Origin of the sequence: Corallococcus sp. bb12-1 (genome assembly GCF_026626765.1) — a bacterium.
Classification (GTDB): domain Bacteria; phylum Myxococcota; class Myxococcia; order Myxococcales; family Myxococcaceae; genus Corallococcus; species Corallococcus terminator.
On record NZ_JAPNJZ010000001.1, the window covers coordinates 1169233 to 1186485 of the forward strand.

The following is a 17253-nucleotide window of genomic DNA, read 5'->3' on the forward strand; positions in this document are numbered from 1 at the left end:
ACCGCAGAGGCCCCGCCAGCCCCAACGCCCCCTTGCCCATCAAGCAGAGAGACGCGCGCCTGCTTCGGATGGCCGCCAAGTGTCGGGTTCCCGATGCGCGTGAGAAACCCTGGGTTTATCGAACGCAGGTTCATCCCTACCCTGCCCCGTCCTCCCGGGAAGCCACTCTCGTGATCCACCACACCCCTGCCATCTCCACGCTGCGGGAGCGCTATCTCGCGGCCCAGCTTTCCGGAAACCGCCAGGAGGCCCTGCGCCTCGTGGTCGACGAAGGTCTGCTGTGCGGGGTGCCGCTCCAGGACCTGCACCTGGAAGTCATCCAGGCGTCCCAGTACGAAATCGGCCGGCTCTGGCAGGAGAACCGCATCTCCGTGGCCCAGGAGCACATGGCCACCGCCATCTCCCAGTTCGTCCTGGCCCACCTGTACCGCCACCTGCCCCGCGACCCGTCCAACGGCAAGGTCGTGATGATGGCGTGCGTGGAGGGCGAACTGCACGAGGTGGGCGCGCGCATGGCCAGCGACTTCCTGGAGATGGCCGGCTTCGACGTGCGCTTCATCGGCGCCAACGTCCCCGCGGACCACCTGGCCCGCATGGTGCGCGAAACCCCTCCGCACCTGCTGGCCCTCTCCATCACCATGCCCTTCCACATGCCCCAGGTCCGCGAGGCCGTCCTCAAGGTGCGCGAAGTCTCCCCGCGCCTCCCCATCGCCGTGGGCGGACTCGCCTTCGACTGGGGCCCCGTCCTCAAGGAAGAGCTGGGCGTGGCCTTCTTCGGCAAGAGCGCCCGCGAGCTGGTCTCCTCCGCCTGCCGCACCCTGGGGGTCTGACACCATGCCGACCGTGAGCCAGGCCGTGGAAGCCCTGACGCGCACCCTGGCCGCCGCCTCCATCCAGCCCCTGTGGGCCGACCCCTTCTGGGACGCCCGCTATGGCCCCCAGCGCGCCCGCCGCTTCGGAGACGAGGACGCCGTCTTCCACGTGCGCTACCTCGTCCAGGCGCTCGACGCGGACCGTCCCGCCATCCTGGAGGACTACGCCCGCTGGCTGCGCACCCTGCTCGTCACCCGGGGCATGTGCTCCCTCCACCTGGACCAGCACTTCGAAGGCCTCTCGCTCGCCCTCCAGGCGGAAGGCTTCGGCTCAGGCACCCTTCCCCACATCTACGTCCAGGCCGGCCGTGACGCCCTCCGCTACCCGGAAGGGCCCGCCCACCGTCTGGAGGCCGCCTCGCCCGCCCTCGTCGAGGACGTGGCCCGACTGCTGGAAGACGGACTTCTCCCCGGAAACCGCCAGTCCCTGGAACAAGAGGCACGCCTTCACCTGTCCTATCTCTCGGACGCGGTGGCCCTGGACCGCACCGACCTGTGGGAGGCGCATCTGCGGTGGTACGCGGGCTTCTGGCCCCGCCGGGGGCTTGCCCCCCTGACCTTTCCCCACCTCCTGGACGCCCTGAGGGCGGCCTTGGGACCTGAGCACGCGGAGGCATGGACGTTGCTCGCGCGTGCACACGATTCATGGGAGGAGCTTCCCTCATGATGCAACTGGATGAGCGCGACCCCGGGATCTTCGAGTCCCTCAGTCGCGAGCTGGCGCTGGCCTGTGATGCGCAGGGGACCGTTGTCTGGCGCGACGAACGCGCCGCGCGCCTCCTGGGCGTCAAACCCGGACAGAGCCTGCGAAGCCTCGCCAGCGCCGGCAGCGAGAGCAAGGTGGAGAAGCTGCTCGTCCAGGCGCTCGACGAAGCGGTGGATGGCTGGGAGCTCATCCTCCAGCGCGACCACAAGCCCGTCACCTTCGCCTTCCGCGCCCGGCCCCACGAGGGCGGCGTGGCCTTGGTGGGCAGTCTGGTGCCGGAGGACTACGGCGCCGCGCTCACCCAGGTGAGCACCACGCTGGGAGAACTCACCGCGCTGCACCGCGAGACGGCGCGCCAGCAGTACGAACTCAAGCTGCGCGCGGAGGAGCTGTCCCGCCTCAACAAGGAGCTGGAGGAGTCCAACAAGGGCGTGCGCAGCCTGCACGCCGCCCTGGATGAGAAGGCCGAAAGCCTCCAGCGCGCCTCTGAAATCAAGAGCCGCGTGGTGGCCAACGTCAGCCACGAGTTCCGCACGCCGCTGCACTCCATCCTCGGGCTGTCCAAGGTGCTGCTCAACCCACTCAACGGCAGCCTCGACGCGGAGCAGGAGAAGCAGGTCCAGTTCATCCGCAGCTCCGCTGAATCGCTGTTCGAGCTCGTCAACGACCTGCTCGACCTGTCCAAGGTGGAGTCGGGCAAGACGCTGCTGCGCCACACGCACTTCGCGGTGTCCGACTTCATGAGCGCCCTGCGCGGCATGACGCGCCCGCTGCTCCCGCCGGACTCGCAGGTGGCCCTGAACTTCGAGACGCCACCGGGCGGCCTGGAGATGGAGACGGACGAGGCCAAGCTCAGCCAGGTGGTGCGCAACCTGGTCTCCAACGCGGTGAAGTTCACCGAGTCCGGCTCCATCACCGTGTCCGTGGCCCCCGGCCCGCACGACACGGTGGAGTTCACCGTGAAGGACACCGGCATCGGCATCGCGCCGGCGAACCACGAGCGCGTCTTCGAGGAGTTCATCCAGGTGGATGGCCCCCTGCAGCGGCAGGTGAAGGGCACCGGCCTGGGCCTGCCGCTGGCGCGCAAGCTGGCGGAGCTGTTGGGGGGCACGCTGGGCGTGAATAGCGCGCTGGGCGAAGGCGCCACCTTCACCGTCGTCCTGCCGCGCGTCCACGTGGAGGTTTCGGAGATGACGGGGCTGGCGCTGCGCAGCCAGAACCTGGATCCGTCGCGGGCGCCGGTGCTGGTGCTGGAGGACGACCGCCAGACGCTGTTCCTCTACGAGAAGTACCTGGCGCGCTCCGGCTTCCAGGTGCTGCCGGTGCGCACGGTGGAGGACGCTCGCAAGATGATGCAGCGGGTGCGTCCGGCCGCCATGGTGCTGGACGTGATGCTGGAGGGCGAGACGAGCTGGAACTTCCTCGCGGAGATGAAGAACGGCGAGCAGACGCGCGACATCCCCATCCTCGTCGTCACCGTGACGGACCGCGAACAGAAGGCCCGCGCCCTGGGCGCCGACGAGTTCTGGCTCAAGCCGGTGGACGAGGTCCGCCTGCAGAAGAAGCTGACCGCCCTCGCGCGCACCGGGCCGGTGGAGCGGGTGCTCATCATCGACGACGACGACGTGCACCGCTACCTGCTCAAGCAGCTGCTCAAGGACACGCCCTACCAGTTGCTGGAGGCCGCCGGTGGTCGCGACGGCGTGCGGCTGGCGCGGGAGAAGGCGCCGCACCTCATCTTCCTGGACTTCATCCTGCCGGACATCACCGCCTTCGACGTGCTGGACGAACTGAAGGCGGATCCGCGCACGCGCGACATCCCCATCATCCTGCACACGTCCCACCAGTTGCAGGAGTCGGAGCGCCAGCGGCTGTCGCGCGAAACGTCCGCCATCCTCGCCAAGCACACGCTGAGCCGGGAAGTGGCCATCACGCGCATCCGCGACGCGCTGACCAAGGCGGGCCTGGGCACCCGGGACCTGAGGGAGAACAATCCCCGTGGTTGAACAGCGCATGGCCACGGTCCTCAACGTCAACGACGACGAGGCCAACCGGTACCTCGTCAACCGCATCCTGGAGATGTCCGGCTACCACGTGCTGGAGGCGGCCACCGGCATGGCGGCGCTCCTCATGGCGGAGAAGCACCGCCCGGACGTCATCGTCCTGGACGTGAAGCTGCCGGACATCAGCGGCTATGAAGTCTGCGCCCGGCTGCGCGCCAACTCCGCCACGTCCGCCATCGCGGTGATGCACACGTCCGCGACGTTCATCACGGCGGACAAGAAGGTGCAGGGCCTGGAGGGGGGCGCGGACGCGTACCTCACCCAGCCCTATGAGCCGTCGGAGCTCATCGCCACGGTGCGCTCGCTGCTCCGCTTGCGCCACGCGGAGCAGCAGGCCCGCCTGCGCACGGATCAGCTCATCGAGATGGACCGGCGCAAGGATGAATTCCTGGCCATGCTGGGCCACGAATTGCGCAACCCGCTGGCCGCCATCATGACGGCCATTGGCATCCTGGAGCGCAAGGGGCCGGTGGACACCAAGGAAGCGCGGATGCACGGCATCATCCAGCGCCAGACGCACCACCTGGCGCGGCTGGTGGATGACCTGCTGGACGTCAGCCGCATCACCCGCGGCAAGGTGGAGCTGCGCAAGGAGCCGCTGGACCTGGCGGAGAGCTTCCAGCAGGTGCTCTCCATCCTGCGGCCCCGCGTGGAGGCACGCGGCCTGAAGCTGGAGGTCCGGCTGCCCCACACGCCCCTCTGGCTGGAGGGCGACGCCACGCGGCTGGAGCAGATCTTCACCAACATCCTGGACAACGCGGCCAAGTACACGGACCAGGGCACCGTGTCCGTGGAGCTGTTCCAGGAGGGCGTGGACGGCAGCGCGCAGGCGGTGCTGCGGGTGAAGGACACCGGCATCGGCATCCCTCCGGAGAAGCTGGCGGGGGTGTTCGACCTCTTCGCCCAGGTGGACACGTCCCTGGAGCGCTCCCGAGGCGGCCTGGGCATCGGGCTGACCCTGGTGCGCACACTGGTGCGGATGCACGGCGGCAGCGTGGAGGCTTCGAGCGGCGGCTACGGAGAAGGCAGCGAGTTCGTGGTGAAGCTGCCCCTGCTCGCCCCGGAGCGCATCCCCCAGTTGAACGCGGCGAACGCCGTGGACGCGCGCCAGGCGCGGCGCATCCTCCTGGTGGAGGACAATTCGGACGCGCGCCAGTCCATGCGCGAACTGCTGGAACTGTGGGGCCACCAGGTGGCGGTGGCACCGGACGGCGTGCAGGGCGTGCAGTTGGCGCTGACGCACGCGCCGGACGTGGCGCTGGTGGACATCGGGTTGCCCGGGGTGGACGGCTACCAGGTGGCACAGGCGCTGCGAGCGCATGTGGGGCACAACATCCGCCTGGTGGCGCTGACGGGCTACGGCGAGGTGGAAGCCCAGGGCCGGGCCCTGAAGGCGGGCTTCGACCTGCACGTCACCAAGCCGGTGCGTCCGGCCGACCTGGAGCGCATCCTGTCGAATCTCTGAAGCGGGGTGATCAACGACGACCGCGCGGCGGGAGTTACCGCCGCGTCAGTGCGTTGGCCACCAGGCCCAGGAGCTTCACCTGGGCAGGATCAAGCTGCCGGACACTGCGCAGCAGCCGGCGCACTTCCGGGCGCTCGGGCGTGGGCGGAGGAGCTTCGTTGGCACGCGCGGGAGTGACCCCCTGCGCCGCCAATCCGAGCAGCTCATCCGCCGAGACATGCAGCTCGTGGCACAGCTTCAACAGGGTCTGGACGCTGGGGAGCATGCCGCCTCGCTCCAGGCGGCCATACACTTCCGTGGCCACGTCGATCCGCTCGGCCACGTCGGCCTGCGTGAGCTCCATGCGGCCCCGGGCGACCCGTGCGGATGCGCCGATGGTGGTTGCGAGTTTCTTGTCCATGCCTTTGCTTGCCGACCCGAAACGTTTGGCCGACGGCATAGGACGTATAGAGGCAGACAGACAGAACGTGCCGGGTCAGCCTCCCATTGTTCACCCATAGGGTCGCTGCGCGGAAGGTGGACTTTCGGAGTCCGGGCAACCTCGACACCCGGGCCACTTCTGAGACGGAGCGCCCTCGGAGAATGCCCCGGTTCGGGTCCATCCACACTCTTTTTCGGGCTTTGTGGGAGGTGACCCAGCACGTTGGAGGCGAAATTTCCTACGGTGTCCGGGCGTCCTGCCGCCACTGCCACCCTTCAGGGTTGGCTCGTGTTTTCAGCACCCCCCAGATACACGGCGTCCGGCGAGTCCAGCGACAGCAGTCCGGTGCGCGTGGGTCCACCCCGGAACAGATACACGGAGCGCGCGTCATCCAGCGGACGTACGGCCACGTCCGCGTACCCGTCGCCGTCCCAGTCTCCCAGGCAGCGCGCCGTCACCGGCGTCGCGGAGTCCACCGTGACGGCCTCCGCGGTGCCGTCGCCGTTGAGATCGCAGCCGTCGTCCGGCGCCGCGCTCGATTCGAAGACGGGCGTGCTGAAGCGCGCGTCCGGCGCGCCCGACAGGGGCGGTTCGGGGCAGCCGCCGCACAGGCCCCCCATCAGCACCAGCAGCGTCAGCACGCCGCACCGGCCCAGGCGTGCCTCGCGTCCTGCGCTCGGCGCGGCCACGTCCTTCTCCACGCCCCTGCTGCTCGCTCCCATGCACGCTCCGGTCACGCAGGTGGAGGCAGGCAGGCGCATCCCGGAAGGGAGCGGGGATGCGGGCCTGCCTGGGTGAGCCTGGGAATAGGTGCTGGAGATGAACGGGCGATGAACGCCGGGTTCCGGTGGATGAACGCGTGAAATGCACGCCGGGCCACACGCGCCCGGCACACGCCTCCACTCGGTCCAGGGTGACGCGGGCAGGGGGCCAGGGAGTCCCCGGCCGCCCCCCCTTCCCTGCACGGGGGAGTGCGACTACCGCGAGGCGACCGTGCTCAGCTCCACCGTGCCCAGCGCCCGCGCCAGCTCCGCGCGGGAGGTGGCCAGGTCGTAGGTCGCCTGCACCTGCTGGGCGGCGGCGTTGGTGAAGGCCACCTGCGCGTCGCTGACCTCGATGATGTTGCCCACGCCCGCGCGGTAGCGACCTTCGGCCAGCCGCAGCCGTTCGCGCGCATTCACCTGCGCCTCGTCCGCGGCGGTAAGCGCCTCGCGGGTGGCCACCACGTTCAGCCGGGCCTGCTCCACCTGGAGCCGCACCTGCTGGCGCAGCGCGTCCTTCTGCGCCTGGATGTCGCGCAGGTTGGCGTTGGCCTCGCGCGTCTGCGCGTTGACGAGTCCGCCCTGGAACAGCGCCCAGCTCAGCGACAGCCCACCCGACGCGCTCAGCGTGGCGCCGTTGAACGGGCTTTCGCCCACGTCCGACACGTTGCCCGTGGCACTGAGGCTGGGCCAGTGGCCGCTCTTCGTGACCTTGATTTGCAGCTCCTGCGCCCGCACCTGCCGCTCACGCGCCGCGACATCCGGACGGGACTCCAGCGCGCGCAGCACCAGCGCGTCCAGCAACTCGTCCTCGCCGGGGACGGCCGCCACCGTCACGTCCTCCACCGTGTAGTCGGTGGACGTCTCCGCCCCCATGGCCTGGTTGAGCTGCGCCTTCGCCGTGGCGTACGCGTTCTGCGCGCGGATGAGCTGCACCTGCGCGTTGGCCTTCGCCGTGCGCTGCTGGAGCAGGTCGATCTCCGGGCGGGTGCCCACCTGCACGGAGGCGTTCACCTGGTTGAGCCGGGCCTGCTCGCTCTGGAGCGTCTCCCGCGCCACGCCCAGCAGGGCCTTCTGCGTGAGGACGTTGAAGTACGCGGTGCGCACATTGCGCAGCGAGTCCTGGAGCACCTGCTGCTGGGAATCCTCCTGGGCGCCCGCGTTCTCCTTCGAGATGTTGTAGCGCCCGGAGGTGCGGCCAAAGTCGTAGATGAGCTGGTTCGCGGAGATGCCACCGCTGAAGCGTCGGGTGGAGTTGGACACCACGGCGGTGTCGCTGCCAGGCACGTTCTGGATGACGGCCCGGTTGCTGGTGCCCAGCGTGTAGCCAGCGTTGGCGTTCACCTGCGGCAGGAAGCTGGAGAAGGACTGATCCACCCGGGCCCGCGCCGCATCCGTGCTGGCCTGCGCCGAGCGCAGCGTCGGCAGGTACTCGCGCGCCGCGGTCTCGGCCTCGGCCAGGGAGATGACGCGCCCCTCTGAAGCCGCCATCGACAGGGACTGCTTCACCGGAGCCGGCGTGGTGGGCGTCGCGCCCGGCTGGGCGGCCGGAGCCTGGGCCCCCGCGACCACGGGCAGGACCCACAACGAGAGCGTCAACGGAAGCGCGCGCATCACTCGTACCTCAGGGCATCGATGGGATCCAACAGGCTCGCCTTGCGCGCCGGATACAGCCCGAAGACAACACCGACCAAACCACTGAACCCGATGGCCAGCAGCGCCACGTCCGGGCGCACCAGCATGGGCCAACCAAACTGCGCCGCGAGCAGCTTCGCCACGCCCAGGCCCACCGCCGCGCCGATGATTCCTCCCAGCACCGACAGCGTCAGCGCCTCGATGAGGAACTGCGCCAGGATGTCGCGGGGCCGAGCGCCCACCGCCACGCGCACGCCAATCTCGCGCGTCCGCTCGGTGACGCTCACCAGCATGATGTTCATGATGCCGATGCCGCCCACCACCAGCGACACCGCCGCGATGGCCGCCAGCAGCATGCTCATCGTCTCCGTGCTCTGCTGCTGACCGCTGGCCACCTCCGCCAGGTTGCGCACGTCGAAGTCGTCCGCGTCGCCCTCGCCCAGCCGGTGCCGGTCGCGCAAGAGCTGCGTCACGTCCGACTGCGCCCGCGACGTCAGGTCCGCGGAGGCCGCCTGCACGAACACCGTGCCGGTGATGAACGCGCCCATGGTCTGCGCCTGCACCTGCCGGCGGAACGACGTGGCCGGCACGAACACCGTGTTGTCGAAGTCCTGGCCCACCGGGGACTGGCCCTTGGGCGTCGTCACGCCCACCACGGTGAAGGGCGTCTTGTTGATGCGGATGACCTGGCCCACCGGGTTGAAGCCCTTGCCATACAGGTTGTCCACCACCGTCTGGCCCAGCACCGCCACCTTCGCGCCCGCCTCGTTGTCCGCGTCCGTGAAGCGCGCGCCCTGCGCCATCGTCCAGCTGCGCACGATGAAGTAGTCCGTCGTCGTGCCGATGATGCTGGTGTTCCAGTTCTGGTCCTCGGAGAACACCTGCGCGTTGGAGCGCATCTCCGGAGCCGCGCCGCGCACGCTGGGCAACTGCGTGCGGATGGCCTCCAGGTCGTCCCAGGTAATCGTGGGCTGGCTGCCGAAGCCGCCGCGCGCACCGCCGGAGCGGGACGAACCCGACATGACGATGAGCATGTTGGTGCCCATGGAGTCGAAGACCTTCTGCACGCTGGCCTTCGCGCCATCGCCAATGGCCACCATGGCGATGACCGCGCCCACGCCAATGATGATGCCCAGCGCGGTGAGCACCGAGCGCGTCTTGGAACGAAGCAGGGCCCTGAGCGCCAGGACCAACGTCTCCAGGATGTTCACGTGCCCACCTCTTCCACCGGGACCACCGCCGGCTGCGGCGACTGGCGCTGGTCCTTCACGATGCGCCCGTCCTTCACCACCACCACCCGCTGCGTGTACTCGGCCACGTCCGGTTCGTGCGTCACCAGCACCAGCGTCATGCCTTCCTTCTGCAACTGCTGGAACAGCGCCATCACCTCCACCGTGGTGCGCGAGTCCAGGTTGCCCGTGGGCTCGTCCGCGAGGATGACGCGCGGCCTTCCCACCAACGCGCGAGCGATGGCCACGCGCTGCTGCTGACCGCCGGAGAGCTGCTTGGGGTGGTGGTCCAGACGAGCCCCCAGCCCCACGCGCTCCAGCGCCTCCTTCGCGCGCGAGCGCCGCTCCTTGGAGGGCACGCCCGCGTACAGCATGGGCAGCTCCACGTTCTCCAGCGCCGTGGTGCGCGCCAGCAGGTTGAAGCTCTGGAAGACGAAGCCCAGGGTGCGGTTGCGCACGCGCGCCAGTCCGTCCCGGTCCAGCCGCGCGACATCGCGGCCATTGAGCAGGTACTCCCCGCCCGTGGGCCGGTCCAGGCAGCCCAGGATGTTCATCAGCGTGGACTTGCCCGAACCGCTGGAGCCCATGATGGAGACGAACTCGCCCGACTCCACCGTGAAGTCCACGCCGCGCAGGGCCCGCACCTCCACATCACCCGTGCGGTACACCTTGCTCACGCCCCGGAGCTGCACGACCGGGGGCGTCTGTCTCGTATCCGCGTCCATGTGCCTCTCCTCCTTCCCCTGCCCTGGTGGGTGGATGACTAGAACGGCCCGCCGCGACGCATGCCACCGCCACCCGGGCCACCGCGAGCGCCGCCCACGGGGCTCGCCGCCGCTGGAGTGGTGGACGTGGAGCTGGCCGGAGAATTCGCGGCGGTGATGACACGGTCGCCGTCCTTCAATTCGCCCTCCACCACCTCCGTGTACGTGCCGTCCGTCATGCCGGTGCGCACGCTCACGGCGGTGGGCTGCGGCGGCTGTCCTTCCTGGCGGCGCAGCACGTAGAGGGTGCGCGAGCCTTTCGCCGCCGGCTGCACGGCCTGCACGGGAGCTCCCGGCGCGGGCGCGGGCCGGTAGCGCAGCGCCGTGTTGGGCACGGAGAGCGCCTGATCCTTCTGCTGCGTGACGATGGTGACGTTCGCCGTCATGCCCGGTTTGAGCTTCAGGTCCGGGTTGGGCACGTCGAGGATGGCCAGGTACGTCACGACGTTCTGCACCGTGATGGCCTCGTTGCGGATCTGCCGGATGACGCCCTGGAAGTTCTCACCGGGGAAGGCATCCACGTTGAAGGTCGCCTTCATGCCGGGCTGCAACTTGCCCACGTCCGCTTCGGACACGCTGGTGTTGATCTGCATCTTCCGCAGGTCCTCCGCGATGGTGAAGAGCACCGGGGCCTGGAGGGACGCGGCCACCGTCTGGCCCACGTCCACGCTGCGCGAGATGACGATGCCGTCGGTGGGCGACACGATGGTCGTGTACTTGAGGTTCACCTCCGCCTCGTTGAGCGCCGCCTGCGCCTGGGCGACAGAGCCCTCCGCGGCCGTCACCTCCGCCTGACCGCTGGCGGCGGCGGACTCGGCCGTCTCCAGCTCGGACTGGGAGATGAACTGCTGGGCGCGCAGCTCGCGCGAGCGCGCGGCCTGCTTCTTCGCCACGTCCGCGTTGACGCGCGCCTTCTGGAGGTTGGCGCGCGAGGCGGTCATGTTCGCCTTCGCCCGGTCCAACGCGGCCTGCACCAGCTGAGGGTCGATGCGGGCGATGACCTGCCCCTTCTTCACCTCGGAGTTGTAGTCGACGAACAACTCCTGGATGCGGCCGGAGACCTGGCTGCCCACCTGCACCGTCACCAGCGCCGCCACGGTGCCGGTGGCCGTCACCTTGGACGTGAGCTTGCGCGCCTCCGCGGGCGTCGTCTCGTAGGTGATGACGTCCGCCTGACGGGAGGCCCGCACGCGCCAGAAGACGACCAGCGCGGCCACCACCAGCAGACCCAACACCCAGGCCCAGCGCGGCACCCCCCCGCGCTTGCGACCTTCGTCCTCTTCCAATGGCACCGGCGCCAGGGCCGGCGCTTCCCGCGGCATCTCGCTCAAGGCCTTCATGCCCCTTGTTGTATGTTCTGAAATGTTTCGGCGAATCTCGTCTCTATTACGAAAGATGACCCGCGACGAGGCGGCCGTCCGGTGTGTCCGCCGCCCCGGTGGCCGGCAGCAGGACGCGGGCGGTGGTGCCCTGCCCCGGCTGGCTCTCCAGCGTCAGGCGGCCCCCGTGGGCGACGATGATGCGCCGCACCAGGGCCAGGCCCAGTCCCACCCCACCCGTCGTGCGAGCGCGGCTGCGGTCGGTGCGGAAGAAGGGCGTACCCACCCGCGCCAGGTCCTCCGCGTCGATGCCGATGCCCTGGTCGCGAATCTCCACCTGGACGCCGTCGCCCTCCGTCCGGGCGAGCAGCTTCACGGTGGTGCCGGCCTCCGAATATTTCCCCGCGTTGTCGAGCAGGTTGTCCAGCACGCGCCGCAGCAGGACGGGGTCCGCCTCCAGCCCCGGGAGCGCCCCGTCCACCTGGACCTCCAGGCGGTGCTGGGGCCGCGAGGTCCGGAAGCGGGCGGCGGCCTTGTCCAGCAGCGCGTTCGCGTCCACGTGCTCCAGGCGCAGGGGGGGCGCGGCGCCGCTGGCGCCCTCCGTCACCAGCTCCAGGCGTGACGTGGTGAGCACGTCCTGCACCAGGCGCTCCAGCTCCGCCAGGTCCTCGGTGATGTCGGGGAGCAGCTCGCGAGCGGTCTGCGCGTCGCCTTCCGCGGCCAGGTCCAGCGCCACGCGGATGCGGGACAGGGGCGTGCGCAGCTCATGCGACACGTTGGCGAGCAGCTCCTTCTGCGAGCGCAGGAGCTGGGTGATGCGACCTGCCATCTCGTCGAAGGCCTCCGACACCAGCCCCAGCTCGTCATTGCGGCGCAAGCCCGCGCGCACATCCAGCCGTCCCGCGCCAAAGGCCCGGGCGGCGGAGGCCAGCTTCTTCAGCGGCCCCGCGAGCGTGCGCGCGAAGGCGACGGAGGTGATGGCGGTGCACGCCAGGACCAGGCCCACGATGATGGCCGTCTGACGGTCTCCGTCGGGAGGAGGCGGCGGCGGGGGCAGCGACACGGAGGCATAGACCTGGATGGGACCCGGAAAGGGGCTCACCACCAGGAGGCCCCTGCCCGGCCCGCTGGGACCGGGAAAGGGCCCGGGCGACCCCTTGCGGGTGACGCGCGAGGTGACGTGCAGTTCGTCGGCGCTGAGCGCGGGCGCGGGCTCCGGCCGGGTGTTGCCGAGCAGCTTTCCGCTCACGTCGCGCAGGGTGACGCGCATGCCCATGCGCTGCTGCGCGCGGCCCAGCGAGGCCTGGAGCGCGGCGGGGTTGTCGCGCAGGGCGGTCCACTCGTCGACGAAGTAGGACAGCTCGTCGTCGAAGCGGTTGCGCCAGGACTCGTTGCGCAGGAAGTCCCGCGCGAGCATGAGCGACAGGGCCACCAGGACGATCTGGATGACGCCCACCAGGTAGATGCGGGCGAGCAGTCCGGTGGGGAGGCGCAGGAAGCGACCGGCCTTCTTCACGGCTCCGCCTCGGTTTCGGTGGCCAGCAGGTAGCCAGCGCCGCGGACCGTCTTGAGCAGGCGCGGGTTTCGGGGGTCCACCTCCAGCTTCTGGCGCAGGCGGAAGATGTGCACGTCCACGGAGCGGTCGAACACCTCGTCCGCGCTGCCCTTCACCAGGTCGAGCAGTTGCTCCCGGCTGAGGACGCGGCCGGCGCGCTCCGCGAGCACGCGCAGCAGGCTGAACTCGTAGGTGGTGAGGGTCAGCGGCTTGCCGTCCAGGGACGCGCTCAGGCTGCGAGGGTCCAGCACCAGCCGGCCCGCGTGCACGGGGTGGCTGGTGGGGCCCACCTTGCCCCGCGCGCGGCGCACCTGGGCGCGGATGCGGGCGAGCAGCTCGCGCGACGAGTAGGGCTTGGGCAGGTAGTCGTCCGCGCCGGACTCCAGGCCCAGGACGCGGTCGGCCTCCTCACCGCGCGCGGTGAGCATGATGATGGGCACGTCGGTGCGGGTGCGCAGCTCGCGGCACACCTCCAGGCCGTCGCGGCCGGGGAGCATCAGGTCCAGCAGGATGACGTCGTAGGTGTGGCGGGACGTCTGCGCGAGCGCGTCGGTGCCGGACGCGGAGACGGTGACGATGATGCCGTGCTCCTGCAGGTAGCGGGCGGTGAGCCGGGCCAGGCGTTCGTCGTCCTCGACGAGCAGCACCTGGATGGTGGCTTCCTCCGAGGTCGTGGGGCGGGGGGTCATCTCCATGGGTCGGTCTCCCGGGATGCGGACCAGAGGCGGAAGTGGGGACCCGGGCTTCTCTCCAAAAGACCGGAGCCCCACCGTCCGCCTCCAGAACGCACACCCAACCTGACATCCCCATATTTCTGGGGGGCTTCCGCTTCATGACCAAATATTACGGATTCATGTCCGGCCGGACATGCAGGGGGCCACCGGCCCGTCCCGGGGGCGCCATCCCGCTCCAGGGCTGACGGCCGACATGGACCGAAATTCAGTCCCGGCCGTGCGACAGGGCGAGCGCCCGCCGGTCCACCTTGCCCGCGGGGGTGCGAGGGAGGGCGGGGAGGAGGCGCAGCGTGCGGGGCAGCTTGTAGCGAGCGAGGTGGCCCTCGCAGAAGGTCTGGAGCGCCGTGAGCGTGGGGGTGGCGCCGGGCCGGGGGACGACGAGGGCGCGGGGGGACTCGCCCCACCTGCGGTCGGGGACGCCGATGACGGCGACCTCCGCGACGTCGGGGTGGCCAGCGAGGACGCTCTCCACCTCCGAGGGGTGGATGTTCTCACCGCCGGAGATGATGAGGTCCTTGCGCCGGCCCTCGATACGGAAGAAGCCCTCCGCGTCGCGGGAGGCCAGGTCGCCCGTGTGGAGCCAACCGTCCACGAAGGCGCGAGCGGTCTCCTCCGGGTTGCGCCAATAGCCCGCGCACAGGTGGGGGCCGCGCAGCAACAGTTCGCCCACGTCCCCGGGTTGCTGTTCGCCGTCGATGCGGGCCTCGACATGGAACAGGGGGACGCCGACGAAGCCCGGGTGGGAGCGCACGGCGTGGTCGGGCAGGAAGAAGTTGTTGGGTCCCGCTTCGGTGAGGCCGTAGCCGGTGCGGAAGGGGATGTCGCGGGCGAAGAAGCGCTCGAAGACGGGGGCGGGACAAGGGGCGCCGCCGCTGATGAGCAGCTTGAGGCGGGAGAAGTCCACCGCGTCGAAGCGAGGGTGGCGCTGCATCTCGATGAACATGGTGGGCACGCCGAAGACGGCGCTGACGGTGCCCGAATGGATGAGGTCGAAGGTCTGCTCCACGTCGAAGCCCCGGCACACGACGGAAGCTCCGCCCACGTACACGAGGGGCAGCGTGAACACGTTGAGGCCGCCGGTGTGGAACAGGGGCGCGTTGAGCAGGGCCACGTCGTCCTGGGTGAGGCCCCAGCTGACGACGGTGTTCGCGGCATTCGCGGTGAGCGAACCCTGGGTGAGCACGGCGGACTTCGGCAGGCCAGTGCTGCCCCCGGTGGAGCACAGCACCCAGGGCGAGTCCGGATCCACATGGATGACAGGCAGTGCACGGGACGAAGGCAGGTCGTCGCGTGAAGCGAAGGAGCATTCACCGGGAAGCGGCTCCGCCAGGGGAATCCAATGCCGGATCTGGGGCAGCAAGGAGCGCAGCGCGTCCACCTGGGAACGGAACTCAGGCCCGAAGAAGACGGCCTGGGGCGCGACATCCGCGAGCAGCCCCCGCAGCTCTGTCACGCCCAGGCGCCAGTTGAGGGGCTGGAGCACCGCGCCGAGCTTCGCGCAGGCGAACAACAGGTCCAGCGTCTCCACGCCGTTGTACGCCAGCACGGAGACCCGGTCCCCGGGAGTCACACCCAGGTCGAGCAACAGCAGCGCCGTCCGGTGCGCCGCCGCGTTCCACTCGCGCCACGAGATGCGGCGTCCGCCACGGAGCGAATCGATGAGCGCCGTGCGCTCCGGGGCGAGCGACGCCCGCCGGGCCAGCCAGTCATGGACGATGGGCATGCGCCGGATGCTAGAGCGAAGCGGGTGGACCTGTTGGATTCAGGATGCGGACATTGCGTGTTCACGCAACGCTACGCTACCGCTCTCCTGAGCCTGCTGGCACGATGGGCAGCCCGGAGCAGTGGTCGTGCCCCTGGAGAGAGCCTGATGCCTTCCGCCGAAAACTCCGGGCAGCCCGCCGTCCACCGGCCCGGAAGCCGGTCCCCATTCATCACCCGCGTGGCACTGCGCGACTACCGCAGCATCGAGGCCTGCGATGTCGCACTGGGGCCATTGACGTTCCTCGTGGGTCCCAACGGTTCGGGCAAGAGCAACTTCCTGGACGCGTTGAGGCTCATCACGGACGCATTGCGGACCTCCCTGGACCACGCGATCCGAGAGCGAGGCGGGATCTTCAACCTCGTGCGCCGCGCACCCGGAGGTTCCGGTCAGTTCGACATCCGCCTCGATTTCCAGCTCTCCGACGGAACCATTGGCCACTTCTCTGTCAGTGTCCGAGGCACCAGGAGCTACACGGTGCAAGAGGAAGAATGCGTCGTGGGCGAAGCGAAGTACCACGTTCGCGCTGGCAGGCCTCTCCTCTCGACCTCACCGGTTTCACCGCCCGCTTCGGACGACCGCCTCTATCTGGTCAACGCAGCGGGCCTTCCCGAGTTCCGCCCTGTTTTCGACGCACTCTCGAACATGGGCATCTACAGCATCAGCCCCGAACAACTCCGAGCGCCCCAGCCACCCGCCCAGGGAGAACTTCTAGCTCGCGACGGCTCCAACCTTCCAAGCGTCCTGGAACGCTTGGCATTACAGCCTGAAGACCACGTGAAGCAGCGCATCGAGGAGTACCTCGGCGCCATCGTGCCTGGCCTGAAGGGCGTGGAGCACACAAGCCTCGGGCACATGGAAACGTTGAAGTTCCTGCAGGGCATCGAGGGTATCGAGGGGGGCATGGAATTTCCGGCCATCACCATGTCCGATGGAACGCTACGCGCCCTGGGTATCCTGGTGGCGTTGTTCCAAACCCGAGTTGATCAGCGAATCCAGCTAGTGGGTGTCGAGGAGCCAGAGGTCGCGCTTCATCCTGCCGCAGCGGGCGTCCTGCGCGATGCCCTCCGGGACGCCTCTCAGTACACCCAGGTCATCGTCACCAGCCACAGCCCCGAGCTGCTTGATGACTCCAGCATCCATGCGGACGAGATCCTCTCCGTGGTGTCAGAGCAGGGCCGAAGCCTCATCGCTCCCGTCGATGCGGAAACCCGCTCCGCGCTCAAGGACCGGCTCTACACGGTGGGCGAGTTGCTGAAGGCCAACCAGCTCCCTCCTGACAGGGAGGCGGTCCCCCAAGCGGATCAGCTCAAACTCTGGGAGCACGACGCCTGATGAAGCTGGGGCTCATCGTCGAGGGACACGGAGAAGTCTCCGCCGCCCCCATCCTCGTAAGGCGTCTGGCGCGGCTCCTGGCGCCCACGGCCCATCTGGAGGTCCTGCTTCCCCACCGCATCCCGCGAGGACAGCTCGTCAAGGAGGACGACCTGCGCCGCGCCATCGAGCTGACGGCCCGGAAGGTCGGCGGCGACGGACGCATCCTTGTCCTGCTGGATGCCGATAAGGACCTGCCGTGCGTCTTGGGCCCCCAGCTCCTCGGGCTTGCGCGAAAGCACCGGCCCGACCGGGCCATCTCCGTGGTCGTCGCGCAGTGCGAATACGAAGCGTGGTTCCTCGCGGCCGCGGAATCCCTGCGCGGCCAGCGCGGACTGCCTTCCGACCTGCGCGCTCCAACCGGCTTCGAGCGCATCCGTGATGCGAAGGGCTGGCTGCGTGAGCGCATGCCCCAGGGCTACAGCGAGACCATCGACCAGGCCGCCCTGACGAGCGTCTTCGACCTCGAAGCGGCACGGCGCGCGGACTCCTTCGACAAGCTCTTCCGCGACATGTGCGCACTGCTGGAAGTCAGCATTCCACCCCGACCCCAGCAGTCACCCTGACACCCCTCCCCCACCGCTCACACGGTG

General features: G+C 69.4%; 15 protein-coding genes. 6 read left to right on the top strand and 9 right to left on the bottom strand.

Annotated features, from left to right (window positions below; translation table 11 throughout):
- Positions 1 to 170 precede the first annotated feature (170 nt).
- The 4 genes from OV208_RS04905 to OV208_RS04920 are packed head-to-tail and all read left to right on the top strand — an operon-like array spanning position 171 to position 5106.
- Positions 171 to 830 carry a cobalamin B12-binding domain-containing protein gene (locus OV208_RS04905; RefSeq protein ID WP_267572626.1) on the top strand — a complete coding sequence of 220 codons (660 nt, stop codon included), beginning with the start codon at positions 171 to 173 and terminating at the stop codon, positions 828 to 830.
- Positions 831 to 834: 4 nt separating this feature from the next.
- On the top strand, positions 835 to 1539 hold the full coding sequence (locus tag OV208_RS04910) for a hypothetical protein (RefSeq protein ID WP_267572627.1): 705 nt from the start codon (positions 835 to 837) through the stop codon (positions 1537 to 1539).
- On the top strand, positions 1536 to 3584 hold the full coding sequence (locus OV208_RS04915) for a response regulator (RefSeq protein WP_420714964.1): 2049 nt from the start codon (positions 1536 to 1538) through the stop codon (positions 3582 to 3584). Before OV208_RS04910 ends, OV208_RS04915 begins: the two co-directional genes overlap by 4 nt.
- Positions 3577 to 5106, top strand: a complete 1530-nt coding sequence (locus tag OV208_RS04920) for a response regulator (RefSeq protein WP_267572628.1) — start codon at positions 3577 to 3579, stop codon at positions 5104 to 5106. Before OV208_RS04915 ends, OV208_RS04920 begins: the two co-directional genes overlap by 8 nt.
- Before the next feature lie 34 nt (positions 5107 to 5140).
- Here the strand turns inward: OV208_RS04920 and OV208_RS04925 are convergent, their stop codons facing one another.
- The 9 genes from OV208_RS04925 to OV208_RS04965 all read right to left on the bottom strand — a co-directional run bounded on the left by OV208_RS04925 (position 5141) and on the right by OV208_RS04965 (position 15247).
- On the bottom strand, positions 5141 to 5506 hold the full coding sequence (locus tag OV208_RS04925) for a helix-turn-helix transcriptional regulator (RefSeq protein WP_120533728.1): 366 nt from the start codon (positions 5504 to 5506) through the stop codon (positions 5141 to 5143).
- Between the two features lie 296 nt (positions 5507 to 5802).
- The gene (locus OV208_RS04930) at positions 5803 to 6249 is read right to left on the bottom strand and encodes a hypothetical protein (protein ID WP_267572629.1); all 447 of its coding nucleotides are present in this window, start codon (positions 6247 to 6249) and stop codon (positions 5803 to 5805) included.
- 255 nt (positions 6250 to 6504) lie between these two features.
- Positions 6505 to 7902, bottom strand: a complete 1398-nt coding sequence (locus OV208_RS04935) for a TolC family protein (protein WP_267572630.1) — start codon at positions 7900 to 7902, stop codon at positions 6505 to 6507.
- Positions 7902 to 9134 carry an ABC transporter permease gene (locus OV208_RS04940; protein ID WP_267572631.1) on the bottom strand — a complete coding sequence of 411 codons (1233 nt, stop codon included), beginning with the start codon at positions 9132 to 9134 and terminating at the stop codon, positions 7902 to 7904. Before OV208_RS04940 ends, OV208_RS04935 begins: the two co-directional genes overlap by 1 nt.
- A complete protein-coding gene (locus OV208_RS04945; RefSeq protein ID WP_267572632.1) occupies positions 9131 to 9877 on the bottom strand; it encodes an ABC transporter ATP-binding protein in 747 nt (248 codons plus the stop codon). The genes OV208_RS04940 and OV208_RS04945 overlap by 4 nt, the downstream gene beginning before the upstream one ends.
- Before the next feature lie 38 nt (positions 9878 to 9915).
- On the bottom strand, positions 9916 to 11256 hold the full coding sequence (locus OV208_RS04950; RefSeq protein ID WP_267572633.1) for an efflux RND transporter periplasmic adaptor subunit: 1341 nt from the start codon (positions 11254 to 11256) through the stop codon (positions 9916 to 9918).
- Between the two features lie 46 nt (positions 11257 to 11302).
- Positions 11303 to 12751 carry a HAMP domain-containing sensor histidine kinase gene (locus tag OV208_RS04955; protein ID WP_267572634.1) on the bottom strand — a complete coding sequence of 483 codons (1449 nt, stop codon included), beginning with the start codon at positions 12749 to 12751 and terminating at the stop codon, positions 11303 to 11305.
- A complete protein-coding gene (locus tag OV208_RS04960; protein WP_267572635.1) occupies positions 12748 to 13485 on the bottom strand; it encodes a response regulator transcription factor in 738 nt (245 codons plus the stop codon). The genes OV208_RS04955 and OV208_RS04960 overlap by 4 nt, the downstream gene beginning before the upstream one ends.
- Before the next feature lie 244 nt (positions 13486 to 13729).
- On the bottom strand, positions 13730 to 15247 hold the full coding sequence (locus tag OV208_RS04965) for an acyl-CoA synthetase (protein ID WP_267572636.1): 1518 nt from the start codon (positions 15245 to 15247) through the stop codon (positions 13730 to 13732).
- 147 nt (positions 15248 to 15394) lie between these two features.
- On the opposite strand from OV208_RS04965, the gene OV208_RS04970 reads away from it, so the two are divergent.
- Entirely contained in the window at positions 15395 to 16621 is a 1227-nt protein-coding gene (locus OV208_RS04970; RefSeq protein ID WP_267572637.1) for an AAA family ATPase, read from the top strand.
- On the top strand, positions 16621 to 17226 hold the full coding sequence (locus OV208_RS04975) for a DUF4276 family protein (RefSeq protein ID WP_267572638.1): 606 nt from the start codon (positions 16621 to 16623) through the stop codon (positions 17224 to 17226). Before OV208_RS04970 ends, OV208_RS04975 begins: the two co-directional genes overlap by 1 nt.
- Positions 17227 to 17253: the final 27 nt, after the last annotated feature.

Coding starts and splice junctions, on each gene's coding strand:
- OV208_RS04935 (WP_267572630.1), bottom strand. CDS start 7,902: ATGCGCGCGCTTCCGTTGACGCTCTCGTTGTGGGTCCTGCCCGTGGTC.
- OV208_RS04960 (WP_267572635.1), bottom strand. CDS start 13,485: ATGGAGATGACCCCCCGCCCCACGACCTCGGAGGAAGCCACCATCCAG.
- OV208_RS04945 (WP_267572632.1), bottom strand. CDS start 9,877: ATGGACGCGGATACGAGACAGACGCCCCCGGTCGTGCAGCTCCGGGGC.
- OV208_RS04925 (WP_120533728.1), bottom strand. CDS start 5,506: ATGGACAAGAAACTCGCAACCACCATCGGCGCATCCGCACGGGTCGCC.
- OV208_RS04975 (WP_267572638.1), top strand. CDS start 16,621: ATGAAGCTGGGGCTCATCGTCGAGGGACACGGAGAAGTCTCCGCCGCC.
- OV208_RS04950 (WP_267572633.1), bottom strand. CDS start 11,256: ATGAAGGCCTTGAGCGAGATGCCGCGGGAAGCGCCGGCCCTGGCGCCG.
- OV208_RS04965 (WP_267572636.1), bottom strand. CDS start 15,247: ATGCCCATCGTCCATGACTGGCTGGCCCGGCGGGCGTCGCTCGCCCCG.
- OV208_RS04930 (WP_267572629.1), bottom strand. CDS start 6,249: ATGGGAGCGAGCAGCAGGGGCGTGGAGAAGGACGTGGCCGCGCCGAGC.
- OV208_RS04970 (WP_267572637.1), top strand. CDS start 15,395: ATGCCTTCCGCCGAAAACTCCGGGCAGCCCGCCGTCCACCGGCCCGGA.
- OV208_RS04915 (WP_420714964.1), top strand. CDS start 1,536: ATGATGCAACTGGATGAGCGCGACCCCGGGATCTTCGAGTCCCTCAGT.
- OV208_RS04910 (WP_267572627.1), top strand. CDS start 835: ATGCCGACCGTGAGCCAGGCCGTGGAAGCCCTGACGCGCACCCTGGCC.